Annotated in this window: 14 protein-coding genes and 1 pseudogene; 13 read left to right on the forward strand and 2 right to left on the reverse strand. The window is 71.4% G+C overall.

The annotated features are described in order from the left end of the window. Window positions 1-547: 547 nt before the first annotated feature. Genes AC067M_RS10775 through AC067M_RS10815 form a run of 9 tightly spaced genes read left to right on the forward strand, consistent with a single transcriptional unit; the run spans window position 548 to window position 11,299 of the window. Complete coding sequence (locus AC067M_RS10775) at window positions 548-1,342, forward strand: TIGR03084 family metal-binding protein (RefSeq protein ID WP_478696656.1); 795 nt, start codon at window positions 548-550, stop codon at window positions 1,340-1,342. After that, window positions 1,339-3,015 (forward strand): acyclic terpene utilization AtuA family protein, encoded by a 1,677-nt coding sequence (locus AC067M_RS10780; protein ID WP_478696657.1) that lies wholly within the window; start codon window positions 1,339-1,341, stop codon window positions 3,013-3,015. The genes AC067M_RS10775 and AC067M_RS10780 overlap by 4 nt, the downstream gene beginning before the upstream one ends. Further along, window positions 2,970-4,610, forward strand: coding sequence for an acyl-CoA carboxylase subunit beta (locus tag AC067M_RS10785; RefSeq protein ID WP_478696658.1), 1,641 nt, complete (start codon window positions 2,970-2,972; stop codon window positions 4,608-4,610). Before AC067M_RS10780 ends, AC067M_RS10785 begins: the two co-directional genes overlap by 46 nt. A gap of 11 nt (window positions 4,611-4,621) precedes the next feature. Next, on the forward strand, window positions 4,622-6,463 hold the full coding sequence (locus AC067M_RS10790) for an acetyl/propionyl/methylcrotonyl-CoA carboxylase subunit alpha (RefSeq protein WP_478696659.1): 1,842 nt from the start codon (window positions 4,622-4,624) through the stop codon (window positions 6,461-6,463). Window positions 6,464-6,521: 58 nt separating this feature from the next. Continuing rightward, complete coding sequence (locus AC067M_RS10795) at window positions 6,522-7,682, forward strand: acyl-CoA dehydrogenase family protein (RefSeq protein WP_478696660.1); 1,161 nt, start codon at window positions 6,522-6,524, stop codon at window positions 7,680-7,682. Window positions 7,683-7,712: 30 nt separating this feature from the next. Continuing rightward, window positions 7,713-9,281 (forward strand): 4-coumarate--CoA ligase family protein, encoded by a 1,569-nt coding sequence (locus tag AC067M_RS10800; RefSeq protein WP_478696661.1) that lies wholly within the window; start codon window positions 7,713-7,715, stop codon window positions 9,279-9,281. Beyond that, window positions 9,278-10,012 carry an enoyl-CoA hydratase family protein gene (locus tag AC067M_RS10805; RefSeq protein ID WP_478696662.1) on the forward strand — a complete coding sequence of 245 codons (735 nt, stop codon included), beginning with the start codon at window positions 9,278-9,280 and terminating at the stop codon, window positions 10,010-10,012. Before AC067M_RS10800 ends, AC067M_RS10805 begins: the two co-directional genes overlap by 4 nt. After that, window positions 10,000-10,677: a TetR/AcrR family transcriptional regulator gene (locus AC067M_RS10810; protein ID WP_478696663.1), complete on the forward strand. Its 678-nt coding sequence runs from the start codon at window positions 10,000-10,002 to the stop codon at window positions 10,675-10,677. The genes AC067M_RS10805 and AC067M_RS10810 overlap by 13 nt, the downstream gene beginning before the upstream one ends. 55 nt (window positions 10,678-10,732) lie before the next feature. After that, window positions 10,733-11,299 (forward strand): hypothetical protein, encoded by a 567-nt coding sequence (locus AC067M_RS10815; RefSeq protein WP_478696664.1) that lies wholly within the window; start codon window positions 10,733-10,735, stop codon window positions 11,297-11,299. Between the two features lie 21 nt (window positions 11,300-11,320). Here AC067M_RS10815 and pdxH read toward each other — a convergent pair whose 3' ends face one another. After that, the gene (gene pdxH / locus AC067M_RS10820) at window positions 11,321-12,031 is read right to left on the reverse strand and encodes a pyridoxamine 5'-phosphate oxidase (protein ID WP_478696665.1); all 711 of its coding nucleotides are present in this window, start codon (window positions 12,029-12,031) and stop codon (window positions 11,321-11,323) included. Window positions 12,032-12,266: 235 nt separating this feature from the next. On the opposite strand from pdxH, the gene AC067M_RS10825 reads away from it, so the two are divergent. Then, a complete protein-coding gene (locus AC067M_RS10825; protein WP_478696666.1) occupies window positions 12,267-13,367 on the forward strand; it encodes a citrate synthase 2 in 1,101 nt (366 codons plus the stop codon). 416 nt (window positions 13,368-13,783) lie between these two features. Here AC067M_RS10825 and AC067M_RS10830 read toward each other — a convergent pair whose 3' ends face one another. Then, on the reverse strand, window positions 13,784-14,683 hold the full coding sequence (locus AC067M_RS10830) for a LysR family transcriptional regulator (protein ID WP_478696667.1): 900 nt from the start codon (window positions 14,681-14,683) through the stop codon (window positions 13,784-13,786). A 72-nt stretch (window positions 14,684-14,755) separates the two neighbouring features. Between AC067M_RS10830 and AC067M_RS10835 the strand changes: the two are divergent. The 3 genes and pseudogenes from AC067M_RS10835 (at window position 14,756) to AC067M_RS10845 (ending at window position 17,030) form a co-directional block, all read left to right on the forward strand. Next, window positions 14,756-14,991, forward strand: a pseudogene (locus AC067M_RS10835) (RidA family protein). Continuing rightward, a complete protein-coding gene (locus tag AC067M_RS10840; protein WP_478696668.1) occupies window positions 14,988-15,467 on the forward strand; it encodes a GNAT family N-acetyltransferase in 480 nt (159 codons plus the stop codon). Before AC067M_RS10835 ends, AC067M_RS10840 begins: the two are co-directional and overlap by 4 nt. A 129-nt stretch (window positions 15,468-15,596) precedes the next feature. Beyond that, the gene (locus AC067M_RS10845) at window positions 15,597-17,030 is read left to right on the forward strand and encodes a PAS domain-containing protein (RefSeq protein WP_478696669.1); all 1,434 of its coding nucleotides are present in this window, start codon (window positions 15,597-15,599) and stop codon (window positions 17,028-17,030) included. The last annotated feature ends 158 nt before the right edge of the window (window positions 17,031-17,188 follow it).

The raw sequence follows: 17,188 nt of genomic DNA on the forward strand, positions 1-17,188 counted from the left end.
CGTCTGCGGCCAGTGGGGGGTACGCGTCGGCGGGGTGGCGGCACGCCGGGTGAGCTTGTCGGCAGCGGATGTCGGGTTGGCTGGCGGGCCTCGGAGGGGGATTGGCGGATGTATGCCCGTGTGGAGTTGTCCACCTCGGGTTTTGCCCTGGCAGGGTGGCCCAGATCCGCCAATCGCTGGGTGCGGGGGACGAAGGCGGGCTGTGGCGTTTCGAGCAGGGGTGTGTCGGAGGGTTTGTGCCAGGGGCTGGGCCGAGTGCAGTGCATCAGCGGGCTGCAGGCCGGCCCAACTTCACCGATCCCAGTACCGGCACGCTGCCTGGCAGCGACTTCGGCCCACCCGCGCCCCACTGGCCGCAGACGCTAAACCCACCGGCGTGCCGCCACCCGCTGGCGCGCACCCCCCACCGGCCCGCAAGCCGCCAAGCCCGCCCGGCGTGCAGGCGAGGCGTGGCCCCGACGGTCACGTCATTTCAGGCGCGATGTTGTGGAAACTTAATAATGCAAGCACGCTTGATTGTTTCTGGAGCCGCTGCCATGCTCCCCCCATGTCCGATCCGACACCCGTGTTCGACGACCTGCGTGCGGAAAGTGAGCAACTCGACCTGCTCGTGGCCGAGTTGAGTGGGGAGCAGTGGGCGCTCCCGACCCCCGCCCCCGGCTGGACCGTCGCCCACCAGATCGCGCACCTCGCCTGGACCGACCGCTCGGCCCTGGTGGCGGTGACCGACGAGAAGGGCTTCCGCGCGCTGGTCGAGCGAGCGCTCGCCGCACCCGATTCGTTCGTGGACGAGGGCGCGGAGGAAGGCGCCGAGCTTCCGCCCGGCGAGATACTGGCCGGCTGGCGGGAAGGACGCGCCGCCCTCGACGCCGCCTTGCGCAACTCCGCGCCCGGCGCCCGCTTCCCCTGGTACGGCCCGCCCATGTCCGCCGCTTCCATGGCCACCGCCCGCCTCATGGAGACCTGGGCCCACGGCCTCGACGTGGCCGACGCGCTCGGAGCCGCCCCCACGCCGACCGACCGCCTCCGGCACATCGTCCGCATCGGCGTACGAACCCGCGACTTCGCCTTCGGCGTGCACGGGCTCACCCCACCCACCGACGACTTCCGCGTCGAACTCGCCGCCCCGTCCGGCGCCCTGTGGACGCACGGCCCCGAGGACGCACCCCAACGCGTCACCGGCCCCGCTCTCGACTTCTGCCTTCTCGTCACCCAGCGCGCTCACCGCGCCGACCTCGCTCTCCGCGTCCAGGGCCCCGACGCCGACCGGTGGCTGGACATCGCCCAGGCCTTCGCGGGCCCGCCCGGTACCGGACGTCCGCCCAAGGAGGCCGCCCCGTGACCCTGCGCATCGGCAACGCGTCCGGCTTCTACGGCGACCGCTTCGACGCGATGCGCGAGATGCTCACCGGCGGCGAGCTCGACGTCCTCACCGGCGACTACCTCGCCGAGCTGACCATGCTGATCCTCGGACGCGACCGCATGAAGGACCCCGGCGCCGGATACGCCCGCACCTTCCTGCGGCAACTGGAGGAATGCCTCGGCCTCGCCCACGACCGAGGCGTCCGTATCGTCACCAACGCCGGCGGCCTCAATCCCGCCGGACTCGCCGACGCCGTACGACAGTTGGCAGACCGTCTCGGCATCCCCGTACGCGTCGCGCACGTCGAGGGCGACGACCTCACCCCTCGCCACCCCGGCAGCCTCACCGCCCACGCCTACCTCGGCGGCCACGGCATCGCCGCCTGCCTGCGGGAGGGCGCCGACCTCGTGATCACCGGGCGGGTGACGGACGCGGCGCTGGTCACCGGCCCCGCCACCGCCCACTTCGGCTGGGCCCCCACCGACCACGACCGGCTCGCCGGCGCGGTCGTCGCCGGCCACGTACTGGAGTGCGGGGCGCAGGCCACCGGCGGCAACTACGCGTTCTTCCGGGACGGGGACGCGCGCCGGCCCGGCTTCCCGCTCGCCGAGCTGCACGAGGACGGCACCTGTGTCATCACCAAACACCCCGGCACCGGCGGCTTCGTCGACGTCGGCACGGTGACCGCCCAGCTGTTGTACGAGACGCGGGGCGCCCGGTACGCGGGACCCGACGTCACCGCCCGCCTGGACACCGTACGGCTCACCCAGGACGGGCCCGACCGGGTGCGGATCGAGGGCGTGCGCGGGGAGGCCCCGCCCCCGACCCTCAAGGTCGGCCGCACTCGCGTCGGCGGTTACCGCAACGAGGTCGCCTTCGTCCTCACCGGCCTCGACATCGAGGCCAAGGCGGCACTGGTGCGGGAACAGATGGAGGCCGACGGTTTCTCCAAGTCCCGCCCGCAGGAGGTGCGCTGGGACCTCGTCCGCACCGACCGTCCCGACGCCGACTGCGAAGAGACCGCGAGCGCGCTCCTGCGGCTCGTCGTGCGCGATCCCGACCAGGCGGTCGTGGGGCGGGCGTTGAGCGGCGCCGCCGTGGAGCTGGCGTTGGCGAGCTACCCCGGGTTCCATGTGCTCGCCCCGCCCGGCAAGGGCTCGCCCTACGGGGTGTTCGAGGCCGCGTTCGTCCCCCAGGGCGACGTCGAGCACGTCGCCGTACTCAACGACGGGCGCCGCGTCCCCGTTCCCGCGCCCGCCGAGAGCCTCGTACTCGACGACGTACCGGAGCCGCCCCTGCCACTGCCCCCGCCGTCGGGGCCCACGAAAAGGGCTCCGCTCGGGCTCGTCGCCGGTGCCCGCAGCGGGGACAAGGGTGGGGACGCCAACGTCGGCGTGTGGGTGCGGACGGATGACGCCTGGCGGTGGCTCGCACACACCCTGACCGTCGAGCGTTTCCGGCAACTCGTCCCCGAGAGCCGCGCACTGCCCGTCACCCGGCACACCCTCCCCGACCTCCGCGCCCTGAACTTCGTCGTCGAAGGGATTCTCGGGGCAGGCGTCGCCTCCCAGCACCGCTTCGACCCGCAGGCCAAGGCCCTCGGGGAATGGTTGCGCTCCCGCCACCTGGACATCCCGGAGGCCCTGCTGTGACCGTCATCGACTCCCGGCTCGACACCCAGGGTGCCGAGTACGCGGCGAACCGCGAAGCCATGCTCGCCAAGCTCACCGAACTGGACGCCGAGCACGCGAAGGCGTTGGCGGGCGGCGGGGAGAAGTACGTGGCCAGGCATCGCAAGCGGGGCAAACTCCTCGCCCGCGAGCGCATCGAGCTGCTGCTCGACCCCGACACGCCCTTCCTGGAGCTGTCGCCGCTGGCCGCGTGGGGGAGTGAGTACGCCGTCGGGGCGTCGCTCGTCACCGGGATCGGTGTCGTCGAGGGCGTGGAGTGTCTGATCACCGCCAACGACCCGACCGTACGTGGCGGCGCAAGCAACCCCTGGAGCCTGAAAAAGGCCCTTCGTGCCAACGACATCGCCCTCGCCAACCGGTTGCCCTGCATCAGCCTGGTGGAGTCGGGAGGCGCCGACCTTCCCTCCCAGAAGGAGATCTTCATCCCCGGAGGCGCGATCTTCCGGGATCTGACCCGGCTGTCGGCGGCCGGGATCCCGACCGTCGCCGTCGTGTTCGGGAACTCGACCGCCGGCGGTGCGTACATCCCTGGGATGTCCGACCACGTGATCATGGTCAAGGAACGGGCGAAGGTGTTCCTCGGGGGGCCGCCGCTGGTCAAGATGGCCACCGGGGAGGAGAGCGACGACGAGTCGCTGGGCGGTGCCGACATGCACGCGCGCGTGTCGGGGCTCGCGGACTACTTCGCCGTCGACGAGCGGGACGCGCTGCGGCAGGCCCGGCGGGTGGTGGCCCGGCTCAACCACCGGAAGGCGTACGAGGATCCGGGGCCGGCCGCGCCTCCCAAGTACGACGAGGACGAGCTGCTGGGCATCGTCCCCGGGGACCTCAAGACCCCCTTCGACCCGCGCGAGGTCATCGCCCGGGTCGTGGACGCCTCCGACTTCGACGAGTTCAAGCCGCTGTACGGGACGAGCCTGGCAACCGGTTGGGCGACCCTGCACGGCTATCCCGTCGGCGTGCTGGCGAACGCCCAGGGCGTCCTGTTCAGCGAGGAGTCCCAGAAGGCAGCCCAGTTCATCCAGCTTGCCAACCAACGGGACGTCCCGCTGGTGTTCCTGCACAACACCACCGGCTACATGGTCGGCCGCGAGTACGAGCAGGGCGGCATCATCAAGCACGGCGCGATGATGATCAACGCGGTGAGCAATTCGCGGGTCCCGCACCTGTCGGTCCTCATGGGGGCGTCGTACGGCGCCGGGCACTACGGCATGTGCGGGCGTGCCTACGACCCGCGCTTCCTGTTCGCCTGGCCCAGCGCCAAGTCGGCCGTGATGGGGCCGCAGCAGCTCGCGGGCGTCCTGTCGATCGTCGCCCGGCAGTCGGCCGCCGCGAAGGGGCAGCCGTACGACGAGGAGGGCGACGCGGCCCTGCGCGCCATGGTGGAGCAGCAGATCGAGTCCGAGTCGCTGCCGATGTTCCTCTCCGGGCGCCTCTACGACGACGGGGTCATCGACCCGCGCGACACCCGTACCGTCCTCGGCCTGTGCCTGTCCGCCCTCCACACGGCTCCCTTCGAGGGCGTGCGGGGCGGCTTCGGCGTCTTCCGGATGTGAGGGACCCTTCAGTGATCACTTCTGTGCTCGTGGCCAACCGGGGCGAGATCGCCTGCCGCATCTTCCGCACCTGCCGTGAGTGGGGAATCCGGACGGTCGCCGTCTCCTCGGACGCCGACGAAAACGCCCTCCACGTGCGCGTGGCCGACACGGCGGTAAGGCTGCCGGGGGCGGCGCCGGCGGAGACGTATCTGCGCGGTGACCTGATCGTGAAGGCGGCGCTCGCGGCCGGCGCGGACGCCGTCCACCCCGGCTACGGCTTCCTCTCCGAGAACGCCGATTTCGCGCGGGCCGTCCTCGACGCGGGGCTCGTCTGGGTCGGCCCGCCCCCGGAGGCGATCGAGGCGATGGCGTCCAAGACACGCGCCAAGAGGTTGATGGGGCTCGAACCCCTGCGCACGGTCACCGAGACCGACCTGCCGGTCCTGGTGAAGGCGGCCGCGGGCGGAGGCGGGCGCGGGATGCGCGTCGTACGCCGACTGGAGGAGCTGGACGCCGCGTTGGAGGGTGCCCGTGCCGAGGCGGCGAGCGCCTTCGGGGACGGCGAGGTCTTCGTCGAGCCGTACGTGGAGCAGGGCCGGCACATCGAGGTGCAGATCCTCGCCGACACCCACGGCACGGTCTGGGCCCTCGGCACCCGCGACTGTTCCCTCCAGCGCCGCCACCAGAAGGTGATCGAGGAGGCCCCGGCACCCGGGCTGACACCCGACGTCACCCAGGCGCTGGAGGAGATGGCCGTGCACGCCGCCCGAGCCGTCGACTACGTCGGCGCGGGAACCGTCGAGTTCCTGGTCGCCGACGGCAAGGCGCACTTCCTGGAGATGAACACCCGCCTCCAGGTCGAACACCCCGTCACCGAGGCCGTCTTCGGCCTGGACCTGGTGGCGGAGCAACTCCGCGTCGCCGAGGGACACGCCCTGCCCTCGGAGCGTCCACACGCGCGTGGCCACGCGATCGAGGCGCGCCTGTACGCCGAGGACCCGGCGAACGACTGGACGCCCCAGACCGGCACGCTGCACCGCCTCACCGTCCCCGAGGGCGTCCGCCTGGACACGGGCTTCGACGACGGCGACTCCATCGGCGTCCACTACGACCCCATGCTCGCCAAGGTCATCGCCCACGCCCCCACCCGTGCGGAGGCGATCCGCAAACTGGCGGGCGCGCTGGAGCAGGCCACGATCCACGGCCCGGTGACCAACCGCGACCTCCTGATCCGCTCCCTGCGCCACGAGGAGTTCACGACGGCCCGGATGAACACGGGCTTCTACGACCGCCACCTCACGACCCTCACCGCGTCGGCGCCCGACCCGCACGCCCCGCTGGCGGCAGCCCTCGCCGACACCCACGGCCGCTCCCGCTTCGGCGGCTGGCGCAACCTGTCCTCCCAGCCCCAGATCAAGCGCTATGCCATGGCGGGCGAGGAGCACGAGGTCCACTACCAGCACACGAGGAAGGGCCTGGTGGCGGACGGCGTGCACGTACTGCACACCGACCCGCGGCTCGTGATTCTGGAGGTGGACGGCGTCCGGCGCAGGTTCGAGGTGGCCAGGTACGGCGACGAGGTCCACGTCAACGCCTCACGCCTCACGGCCCTGCCCCGCTTCCCCGCCCCGACCGAGCAGCGCGTCCCCGGCTCCCTCCTGGCGCCGATGCCCGGCACAGTCGTCAAGATCGCGGACGGTCTCATCACCGGATCGAGTGTCCAGGTCGGCGAACCGCTCGTGTGGCTCGAAGCGATGAAGATGCAACACGTCATTTCCGCACCGGTCACAGGCAAGCTGACGGACCTACAGGTGACCCCCGGACAACAGGTGGAGCTCGGCACGGTGCTAGCGGTAGTGCAGTCGACCTAGGGGCGCGGGGAACTGCGCGACCAGCCACAACGAAGCCGCACTTCGAGGAGCCGCTCAAATGACCACTCTCATCGAATCCGACGAGCACAAGGCACTCCGCACAGCGGTAGCCACCTTCGGCAAGCGCTACGGCCGCACCTACCTCACGCAGGTCGTGGACGAGGGCCGCTACCCCACAGAGCTCTGGCAGGAAGCCGCCAAGCTCGGCTACCTCGGCGTCAACCTGCCGGAGGCATACGGCGGCGGAGGCGGCGGCATCGCAGAGCTCTCCATCGTCCTCGAGGAACTCGGAACCGCAGGCGCCCCCCTCCTCATGCTGATCGTCAGCCCGGCGATCTGCGGCACGGTGATCGCCCGCTTCGGCACACAGGAACAGAAACGCGCCTGGCTCCCCGCAATCGCCGACGGCACCCGCATCATGGCCTTCGGCATCACCGAACCCGACGCCGGCTCCAACAGCCACCGCATCGCCACCACCGCCCGCCGCGACGGCGCGGACTGGGTGCTGACCGGCCGCAAGGTCTTCGTCTCGGGTGTCGACATCGCCGACGCGACCCTCATCGTCGGCCGGACGGAGGACTCCCGCACGGGACGCCTCAAGCCCTGCCTGTTCATCGTCCCGCGTGACGCCGAGGGCTTCCAGCGGCGGCCCATCGACATGGAGCTGAACGCCGCGGAGAAGCAGTTCGAGCTGGTCCTGGACGACGTACGGCTGCCCGCCGACGCGCTCGTCGGCGACGAGGACGCGGGCTTGCTGCAGCTGTTCGCGGGGCTCAACCCCGAGCGGATCATGACGGCCGCGTTCGCGATCGGCATGGGCCGCTACGCCCTCGCGCAGGCCGTCGGCTACGCGCGCGACCGCACGGTCTGGAACAGCCCCATCGGTGCCCACCAGGCCATCGCGCACCCCCTCGCCCAGGCGCACATCGATCTCGAACTGGCCCGCCTGATGATGCAGAAGGCGGCTCATCTGTACGACGCCGGGGACGACACGGAGGCGGGTGAGGCGGCCAACATGGCGAAGTACGCGGCGGGGGAGGCCTGTGTGAAGGCCGTGGACCAGGCCGTGCACACCCTCGGCGGCAACGGCCTCACGCGCGAGTTCGGCCTCGCCTCGTTGATAACAGCCGCGCGTGTGGCCCGTATAGCCCCGGTGAGCCGGGAGATGATTCTGAACTACGTCTCCCACCAGACCCTGGGCCTGCCCAAGTCGTACTGATCCGACACGCCGTTGTGCGAGGAGGAACCCATGTTCCGCAGCGAGTACGCAGACGTTCCCGCCATCGAGCTCCCCATCCATGAAGCCGTCCTCGCCCGGGCGGCCGAGTTCGGTGACGCGCCCGCGCTCGTCGACGGCACGGACGGCACCACGCTCACATACGAGCAACTGGACCGTTTCCACCGCAGAATCGCCGCCGCTCTCGCCGAGGCGGGCGTGCGCAAGGGCGATGTCCTCGCCCTGCACAGCCCCAACACCATCGCCTTCCCGACGGCGTTCTACGGCGCCACGCGCGCGGGTGCCTCTGTCACCCTCGTGCACCCGCTCGCCACTCCGGAGGAGTTCGCCAAACAGCTCGGCGACTCCTCGGCCCGCTGGATCGTCACCGTCTCACCGCTGCTGGAGACGGCGCGCCGGGCCGCCGAGATCGCGGGCGGGGTGCGGGAGATCTTCGTCTGCGACAGTGCGCCCGGACACCGCTCCCTGATCGACATGCTCGCCTCGGCCGCCCCGGAGCCGGTGGTCGACATCGACCCCGCGCGGGACGTCGCCGCGCTGCCGTACTCGTCGGGGACCACCGGCACCCCCAAGGGCGTGATGCTCACCCACCGCCAGATCGCCACCAACCTAGCCCAGCTCGAACCGGCCCTCGCCGACCGCTCCGGCGACCGCGTCCTCGCCGTCCTGCCGTTCTTCCACATCTACGGCCTGACCGCCCTGATGAACGCCCCGCTCAGGCTCGGCGCCACCGTCGTCGTCCTGCCCCGCTTCGAACTGGACACGTTCCTCGCCGCGATCCAGAACCACCGCATCACCAGCCTGTACGTCGCCCCGCCGATCGTCCTCGCCCTGGCCAAACACCCCGCCGTCGCGCAGTACGACCTGTCGTCGCTGAAGTACATCGTCAGCGCCGCGGCGCCCCTCGACGCCAAGCTCGCCGCCGCCTGCTCCCAGCGCCTGGGCCTGCCGCCCGTCGGTCAGGCCTACGGCATGACGGAACTGTCGCCCGGCACCCACGTCGTCCCCCTGGACGCCATGCGCGACGCCCCCGCCGGCACCGTCGGCAGACTCATCGCCGGGACCGAGATGCGCATCGTCTCCCTCGACGACCCCGACAAGGACCTCGGCGTCGGCGAGTCCGGCGAGATCCTCATCCGCGGCCCCCAGGTCATGAAGGGCTACCTGGGCCGCCCCGAGGCCACCACCGCCATGATCGACACCGACGGGTGGGTGCACACCGGCGACGTCGGACACGTCGACGCCGACGGCTGGCTCTTCGTCGTCGACCGGGTCAAGGAACTCATCAAGTACAAGGGCTTCCAGGTGGCCCCCGCCGAACTCGAGGCACTCCTGCTCACCCACCCCGGTATCGCCGACGCCGCCGTCATCGGCGCCTACAACGAAGACGGCACCGAAGTCCCGCACGCCCACGTGGTCCGCCAGCCCGCCGCCACCGACCTCTCCGAAGGAGAGGTCATGATGTACGTCGCCGAACGCGTCGCCCCCTACAAGCGCGTCCGCAAGGTCACCTTCATCGACGCCGTCCCACGCGCCGCCTCCGGCAAGATCCTGCGCCGACAGCTCAGGGAGCCGGCATGACCCTCATCGGCCGCACCGACGAACGCGGCATCACCACCCTCAGCCTCGACTCGCCCGGCAACCGCAACGCCCTCTCCGCGGCCCTCGTCGGCGAACTCGCCGACGCGCTGACCGACAGCGCGAAGGACGGCGAGGTCCGCGCGGTCGTCCTCACCCACACCGGCACCACCTTCTGCGCGGGCGCCGACCTGCGCGACCCTCCCCACCCCGACGCGCTCGTGGATCTACTCCGCCAGATCCTCGACCTGAGCAAACCCGTAGTCGCCCGCGTCACGGGACACGTCCGCGCGGGCGGCCTCGGCCTGCTCGGCGCCTGCGACATCGCCGCCGCGGCCCACGGGGCGACCTTCGCGTTCACCGAGGTACGGATCGGCGTGGCACCCGCGGTGATCTCCCTGCCGCTCCTGCCACGCACCGACCCCAGGGCCCTCGCCCGCTACTACCTCACCGGCGAACGCTTCGACGCGGCCGAGGCCACCCGCATCGGCCTGCTCACCGCGACCGCCGACGACGTGGACGCCGTACTGGCCCCCGTCCTCGACGGCTTGCGCCGAGCCGCACCCCAGGCCCTGGCAGAAACGAAACGGCTGCTCACAGCTAGGGTGCTGGAAACATTCGACCGGGACGCGGCCGACCTCACCGCGCTCTCGGCCCGGCTGTTCGCCGCCCCGCAGGCTCGCGAGGGGATGGCGGCCTTCCTCGAACGACGGGATCCCTCATGGGTGCTGTGACCACGACCCCCGGGTCAGCCGGCGCACGTGACGAACGTGCCGACCGCGTCGATCACGCGGGTCACGTGGACCGTGTCGAACGCGCCGAGCGCGTTCCCAAGCAGGACCGCAGCCGTGCCACCCGGCAGCGGCTCCTGGAAGCCGCCGTGGCCTGCCTGGCCGAACACGGCTGGGCGGGTTCCACCGTCTCCGTCGTCGCCGAACGCGCCGGTGTCTCCCGCGGCGCCGCCCAGCACCACTTCCCCACCCGCGAGGACCTGTTCACCGCGGCCGTCGAGTACGTCGCCGAGGAACGCTCGACCGCTCTGCGCGCCCTGTTCCCCGAAGGCGGGGCCGAGCGCCACGCCGTCGTCGCCGCCCTCGTCGACCTCTACACCGGCCCCCTTTTCCGGGCGGCCCTCCACCTGTGGGTGGCCGCCTCCAACGAGGAACAGCTGCGCCCGCGCGTGACCGAGCTGGAGGCCCGCGTGGGCCGCGAGACCCACCGGATAGCCGTGGAACTGCTCGGCGCCGACGAGTCCGTGCCCGGTGTCCGCGAGACCGTCCAGGGGCTGCTCGACATGGCGCGCGGCCTGGGCCTCGCCAACCTCCTCACCGACGACAAGAGCCGCCGGGAACGGGTGGTCGCTCAGTGGGCGGGACTGCTGGAGGAGACGCTGGGCTGACGCCGAGGTCGGCCGTGCCGGGCCCGTTGTCAGTGGCGGGTCTTACGGTTCGGGCATGGGGGACACCTACCAGACGATCGTCGACCGTTACGCGGGTCCACAGGACGCACCGAGCCTCGCCCGGCCCGTGGTGGAGTGGCTCGTGGCCGAGGGCATCGTGCTCGCCGAGGCGGAGCCCGGCTGGGCCCTGGGGGACCATCCGGCCCACCCACCCGGCCCGAACTGGCACAAGGCGGTCACCCACGCCCGCTGGGGCGCACCGGAGGGCGTCGCCGTCCACACCGAGCGGCACGTCTTCTACAGCAACTTCAACACCAACAAGGGGGCGACGGCGATCTGCCCGCGCTGCGGGACGGCCGCCGATCCCGACGACCCGGTCTGGTCGTCGCACGTGTCCACCGTGATGGACGTCTGGTACGAGACGGGCACGGCCGACGCCGAGTGCGCCGCCTGCGCCGAGTCCGCCCCGCTGCCCGAGTGGGACTGGACCGACGACCACCTGGCCTTCGTCCATCTCGGCTTCCAGTTCTGGAACTGGCCCGCGCTCAGCGAGGAGTTCCGCGCCCGCATGACCGAGCTATTGGGCGGGCGCCGTACGGCGTTCCTGCCGGGCAAGGTATGAGCCCCCGAGGGGCCGACCGCCTCACGGACTGAGCCGCTCCACCCGCCAGCTCCCGTCCACCTGTGCCACGTACAGCAACCGGTCGTGCAGCCGGTTCTCCCGCCCCTGCCAGAACTCCACCGACTGCGGCGCCACCCGGAAACCACCCCAGTGCGGCGGCACCGGCACCTGCTCACCCTCGGGATACCGGGCCTCCAGCTCGGCGTAGGAGGCGTCCAGGTCGGCGCGGGAGGAGATCACCGAGGACTGGACGCTCGCCCAGGCGCCCAGCTGGGAGCCGTGCGGCCGGGTGCGGAAGTAGGCGGCCGTCTCGTCCCGGCCCGTCCGCCGTGCCACGCCCCGCACGATGACCTGCCGTGCCATCGGATGCCACGGGAACAGCAGCGAGACGTACGGGTTCTCGGCCAGGTCACGGGCCTTGCGGGAGTCGTAGTTCGTGTAGAAGACGAAGCCGTGCTCGTCGAACTGCTTCAGCAGCACCGTACGGGAGGAGGGCCGGCCCTCGGCGTCCGCCGTGGAGACGATCATCGCGTTGGGTTCGAAGAGGTGCGCCTCCGTCGCGGCCTGCTTGAACCAGCGCGCGAACTGCTCCACCGGAGTGGCGGCCAGCTCGGACTCGGCGAGCCCCGCCTCCCGGTACTGCTTGCGCATCGAAGCGGGGTCGGGAGCCCGGTCGTCCGCGGGATCGAGGAAGGCGGCGTCGTGATCGGTCACTCGGTCATCTTGCCGCATGCGCGACTCTGGCGGGCCGCTGTTTCTGGCGTCGCCTGGCACTCAGTGCCGCGAACACTCCCCAAAGATGACACCCGGGGTTAGGGTGCTGATGCCACCCCGATCGGTATCCCGGTTCGGGTGACCGCCGACCGCAGGGGGAATCACCGGGGTGACCGCCCAGGACCGCGAGTCTCGGACACGACCGCGGATCCCCCGGACGCCATCTGTCGTACACCTCACGAGGAGCCGCCTGATGTCCGACTTCGTACCCGGGCTCGAAGGAGTCGTCGCGTTCGAGACGGAGATCGCCGAACCGGACAAGGAGGGCGGCGCCCTCCGGTACCGGGGCGTCGACATCGAGGACCTGGTCGGCCATGTCTCCTTCGGCAACGTGTGGGGCCTGCTCGTCGACGGCGCCTTCAACCCCGGCCTGCCGCCCGCCGAGCCGTTCCCCATCCCGGTGCACTCCGGTGACATCCGCGTCGACGTGCAGTCCGCGCTCGCCATGCTCGCACCCGTGTGGGGCCTCAAGCCCCTCCTCGACATCGACGCCGAACAGGCCCGCGAGGACCTCGCCCGCGCCGCCGTCATGGCCCTGTCCTACGTCGCCCAGTCCGCGCGCGGCCAGGGCCGGCCCATGGTCCCGCAGCGCGAGATCGACAAGGCCCACTCCGTGGTCGAACGCTTCATGATCCGCTGGCGCGGCGAACCCGACCCCAAGCACGTCAAGGCCGTGGACGCCTACTGGACCTCCGCCGCCGAGCACGGCATGAACGCGTCCACCTTCACGGCCCGCGTCATCGCCTCCACCGGCGCCGACGTCGCCGCCGCCCTCTCCGGTGCCGTAGGAGCCATGTCCGGCCCGCTGCACGGCGGCGCCCCCTCCCGCGTCCTCGGCATGATCGAGGAGATCGAACGCACCGGCGACGCCGAGGCCTACGTCAAGAACGCCCTCGACCGCGGCGAACGCCTCATGGGCTTCGGCCACCGCGTCTACCGCGCCGAGGACCCCCGCGCCCGCGTCCTGCGCCGCACCGCCCGCGAACTGGGCGCACCCCGCTTCGAGATCGCCGAGGCCCTCGAGAAAGCCGCCCTGGACGAGCTCCACAACCGCCGCCCGGACCGCGTCCTGGCGACGAACGTCGAGTTCTGGGCGGCCATCATCCTCGACTTCGCCGAGGTCCCCGCCCACATGTTCACCTCGATGTTCACCTGCGCCCGCACCGCGGGCTGGTCGGCCCACATCCTGGAACAGAAGCGCACCGGCCGCCTCGTCCGCCCCTCCGCCCACTACATCGGCCCGGGCCCGCGTGACCCGAGGCAGATCGAGGGCTACGAGGACATCTCCCGGTAGGCGCCGGACGGGACTCGGAAAACGCAGGCGACCCGCGAGCTGGGTTTCTCACAAGGAGAAGCCGGCCGGACGTACCGGCAGCTCGCGGGTCGGGTGACTGCTTGAGATTGGGCCGGCGACACGCGTTCTCACGCGCTGGTCCGGCACCGCACTGGATGTGGTGACGGGCCGCTAGCCCGCAGCCACCTCACGCGTCCGGTTTCCATACATTCGCCGGATCACCTCCTTTCACCGTGTGCCCGACACCTTACGAACCGGCCCGGCAGCCGTTCAACTGTTTTTCCAGGTTCCAGTACGAGACGTTGAACCGGCCTGTCGGCGTCGTGATGCTGTGCTGTCCCCTGACCCGGGCCGAGATACGGCCGGTCCACGTTCCCGCCCACTTGCCGGAGGGCATGACGGCACGCACGAGATGGTCAGAGCGGTCGGACAGTGACGGCGGCCAAGAGGTTGCTCACCAGGGGGTTTTCGTCGTTCGTGCGCCATGCCACCGCGACCGTGGTCCGGGGCGTAGGTGGTTGGAGGGGGCGGAAGGTGACGCCCTTGAGGCGGATGTGGCGGATGCCGGAGGGGGCCAGGGAGACGCCGAGGCCGGCTTCCACCAGGGCGCAGATCGTTTGCCACTCGACTGCTTGTTGGGTGACGTGGGGGGTGAAGCCGGCTGTCTCGCAGGCGGTGGTGATGCGGTCGTGGAGGCCGGGGCCGACCTCGCGGGGGAGGAGGACGAAGGGGTCGTTCGCCAGGTCGGGGAGGGAGATCTTGCGGTGGGGGGACAGGGGGTGGGACTTGGGGAGGACCGCTACGAAGGGCTCGGTCAGGATCGTGCGGAAGGACAGGTCGGGGTCCGAGGGCGGGGGCTCGCGTACGAGGCCGATGTCGAGGGTGCCTTCGTGCAGGGCGGCCAGTTGTGGGGTCGTCGTCATTTCGCGGATGTCCAGGTGGACGTCGGGGAAGCGGTCCCGGTAGGTGCGCAGCAGGCCCGGCAGGACGGTCAGGGCGAGGGACGCGGCGAAGCCGATGCGGAGGTGGCCGGTGCGGCCGCTGCCGGCGGCGCGGGCCGCTGCGAGGCCGTTCGTGAGGTCGGTGAGGGCGCTGCGGGCGGCGGGGAGGAGCTCCCGGCCGGCTGCGGTGAGCGCGATGCGGCCGGGGGTGCGGGTGAACAGGGCGTGGCCGACCTTGTCCTCGAGGCGGCGGATCTGCTGGCTGAGTGGGGGCTGGGCGATGCCGAGGCGGGCGGCGGCGTGCCCGAAGTGGAGTTCCTCGGCGAGGACCATGAAGGCGTGCAGCTGCGGCAGGGGGACTTCGGGGCGCTCCATACGCTCAGAGATATCAGAGGGTCCATATTCGCGTATTAGACGTACTTCCGCTGCTTACCTAGCGTCTCTGGCATGACGGAGCGACGTGCCATTCTCAGCGGTTCGGTGTTCGAGGAGCGGATCGGGTATGCCCGGGCCGTGGTGGACGGGGACTGGGTGCATGTGTGCTGCGTCGCTGCTTCGGTGTGGTGCGGCCGGCGGCGACGATGATGGTGGTCGGGCTTGCGGATCCTCGGATGCGGATCGAGATCGAGGTGTACGCCCGGCGCGCCCCGGCGCCGCACGGGGCGACGCGGCAATCCCCTTGACCCGCGCGCCGCGCCGGCTGTTCGCTGCTGTCGTGACTGATCTTCGTATCGAGCCCGTGGTCGGCGAGAGCGCGCTGGAGCAGTGGCGGCACGTCCACAACGTGATCGTGCCTCCTGCCGCGATGTCCCTTGACGAGGTGCGCGAGCGGGCCGGGCGTTATCGCCTGGAGAACGCCTACGTCGGTGATGTGCTCGTCGGCTGTTCGACCGTGCGGCCGCCGGAGGGCGAGGAGGCGGTGGCGACGGTCATCGCGCGCGTGCTGCCCGAATACCGGCGGCATGGGTTCGGGGCCGCGTTGTACGAGCGGGGGGTCGCGTACGCGCGCGTGCAGGGGGCAGGCGTGATCGAGACGGTTGTACTGGCCGAGAACGAGGAGGGCGTCCGGTTTGCTGAGACGCGTGGATTTGCCGAGGTCGATCGGTACGTGCTCGACGGGGAGACGGACCTGTGGCTGACGTTGCGGCTGGCGGGGTGAATTTCGGCGTACAACGATTTCTGCAATCTTGCGGGAATCTTATGTGGGCTGCATCACGTTCCAGTTGAATGATTGCGAGTGAGCGAACCGACGCGTCGTGCGTGCGGACGCAGCCTGCAGGGGGTCCAGGTGAGTGCTTCCCGACGTAGTGGGACCACCGACGAGCTGGGGCCGGACGAGCCCGAGCGCGAGCAGACCGGGTCCGAGCAGCCCGAGCAGCATGAGCGTGATGGCTCGGATCTGCTCGCCGCGCTGCTCGACGGGATGGACGCGGCCCTGTGCGCCTTCGACGCGGACGGGGTCGTGACCCACTGGAACCGTGAGGCGGAACGAATCCTCGGCTGGAGCGCGGCCGAGGCCGTGGGCCGGCACGGCTTCGCCGGCTGGGCCGTGCGCAGCGCGGACGCCGAGGACGTGGAGGGGCGGCTGATGTCCGCCATGCACGCCCCCGGACGGCAGGTGTACGAGTTCGCGCTGTTGACGAAGGACGGCGGGCGCGTGCTGGTGCGGACGCAGTCCGCGGCCGTACACGGGCCGGACGGGAAGCCGGCCGGCGTGTACTGCGCCTTCAGCGAGGTGCACGCGCAGATCGACCTGGAGCGGTCCATCGCGCTCAGCGAGGCGTTGTTCGAGGACGCGAGCTGGGGTGTCGTTCTCGTCGACGCCGACCTGCGGCCCGCCGTGATCAACGCGCACGCCGCGCGTGCCCTGGGTATCGGGCGTACGTCCGTGTTGGGGCGGCCGCTCGGGGACCTGCTCACGCAGGGCGTCGAGGAACTGGAGAGCGCCCTCACCCATGTCCTGGCGGAGGGCGCGCCACCCGCGCCCGCAGAGATCTGGGTGAGCGTGCGAACGCCCGAGGGCGACAAGCGGCGGTGCTGGCGCAGCGGCTTCCTGCGGCTGGCCTCGCCGCTCACGGAGGAACCGGTTCCGCTCGGGGTGGGCTGGCTGTTCCAGGACGTCACCGAGGCCAAGCAGGGCGAGCAGGAGGCGGCGCTGCTGCGGTTCCGCACCAACCAGTCGCGCCGGGCGGCACAGGCGGCCGCCGAGTGCGAGGATCCGGCGGAGGCTGCCGTCGTCCACCTGGACTTCGCCCTCGCCGGCTTCGCCGACCACGCGCTCATCGACCGGGTGGCGGGCGGGTCGCTGACCGACGCGGAGACCGCGGGGCCGGTACGGCTGGTACGCGCCGCCGCGACCCCCTCCGGCCAGCCCGGTCCGAGCGCGCTGACCGGGCAGGCCGGGTTGCCCGTCCGCTACTCCGAGGGCCACCCGGCGCTGCAGTCCGTGGTGCGGTCCGGTTCGGTCCGGGCCAGCGTGGGTTCCGTGCCGGCCGAGCAGGCCCGCGAGTGGGCCCGGGCCCGTCAGTGGCCGTCCGACGCGGTCCACGCCCTGTGCGCGGTCCTCCGCAGCCGGGGCCGGACCCTGGGCGTCGTGACCTTCCTGCGCGGCGCCGGCCGCAACACCTTCGAACGCTCCGACGCGACCTACGCGGAGGACGTGGCCGTACGCATCGCCATGGCGCTGGACCTGGCGGGGGCGGTGGGGGAGCAGAACGACTGACCGCGGCTTCCCCGCCGGGACGCTTGTGGGCACGCGGACGGCTCAGCTCCGGAAACCCACGCCATGCGCGGCAGCTCTGCCCGAACGCCATCGGCACAAGGGCTCTGCCCGAACCCCATCGGCACAGGTCGGCACAAGCGCGCCCGAGCGCCAGACCC

The sequence above is a fragment of the Streptomyces sp. NPDC043427 genome (genome assembly GCF_056436655.1).

What these genes read in the sequence shown, in the direction of transcription:
- AC067M_RS10795 (WP_478696660.1), top strand. Translation starts at nt 6,522, where the DNA reads ATGACCACTCTCATCGAATCCGACGAGCACAAGGCACTCCGCACAGCG.
- AC067M_RS10810 (WP_478696663.1), top strand. Translation starts at nt 10,000, where the DNA reads ATGGGTGCTGTGACCACGACCCCCGGGTCAGCCGGCGCACGTGACGAA.
- AC067M_RS10785 (WP_478696658.1), top strand. Translation starts at nt 2,970, where the DNA reads ATGGTTGCGCTCCCGCCACCTGGACATCCCGGAGGCCCTGCTGTGACC.
- AC067M_RS10775 (WP_478696656.1), top strand. Translation starts at nt 548, where the DNA reads ATGTCCGATCCGACACCCGTGTTCGACGACCTGCGTGCGGAAAGTGAG.
- AC067M_RS10815 (WP_478696664.1), top strand. Translation starts at nt 10,733, where the DNA reads ATGGGGGACACCTACCAGACGATCGTCGACCGTTACGCGGGTCCACAG.
- AC067M_RS10830 (WP_478696667.1), bottom strand. Translation starts at nt 14,683, where the DNA reads ATGGAGCGCCCCGAAGTCCCCCTGCCGCAGCTGCACGCCTTCATGGTC.
- AC067M_RS10805 (WP_478696662.1), top strand. Translation starts at nt 9,278, where the DNA reads ATGACCCTCATCGGCCGCACCGACGAACGCGGCATCACCACCCTCAGC.
- AC067M_RS10825 (WP_478696666.1), top strand. Translation starts at nt 12,267, where the DNA reads ATGTCCGACTTCGTACCCGGGCTCGAAGGAGTCGTCGCGTTCGAGACG.
- AC067M_RS10800 (WP_478696661.1), top strand. Translation starts at nt 7,713, where the DNA reads ATGTTCCGCAGCGAGTACGCAGACGTTCCCGCCATCGAGCTCCCCATC.
- pdxH (WP_478696665.1), bottom strand. Translation starts at nt 12,031, where the DNA reads ATGCGGCAAGATGACCGAGTGACCGATCACGACGCCGCCTTCCTCGAT.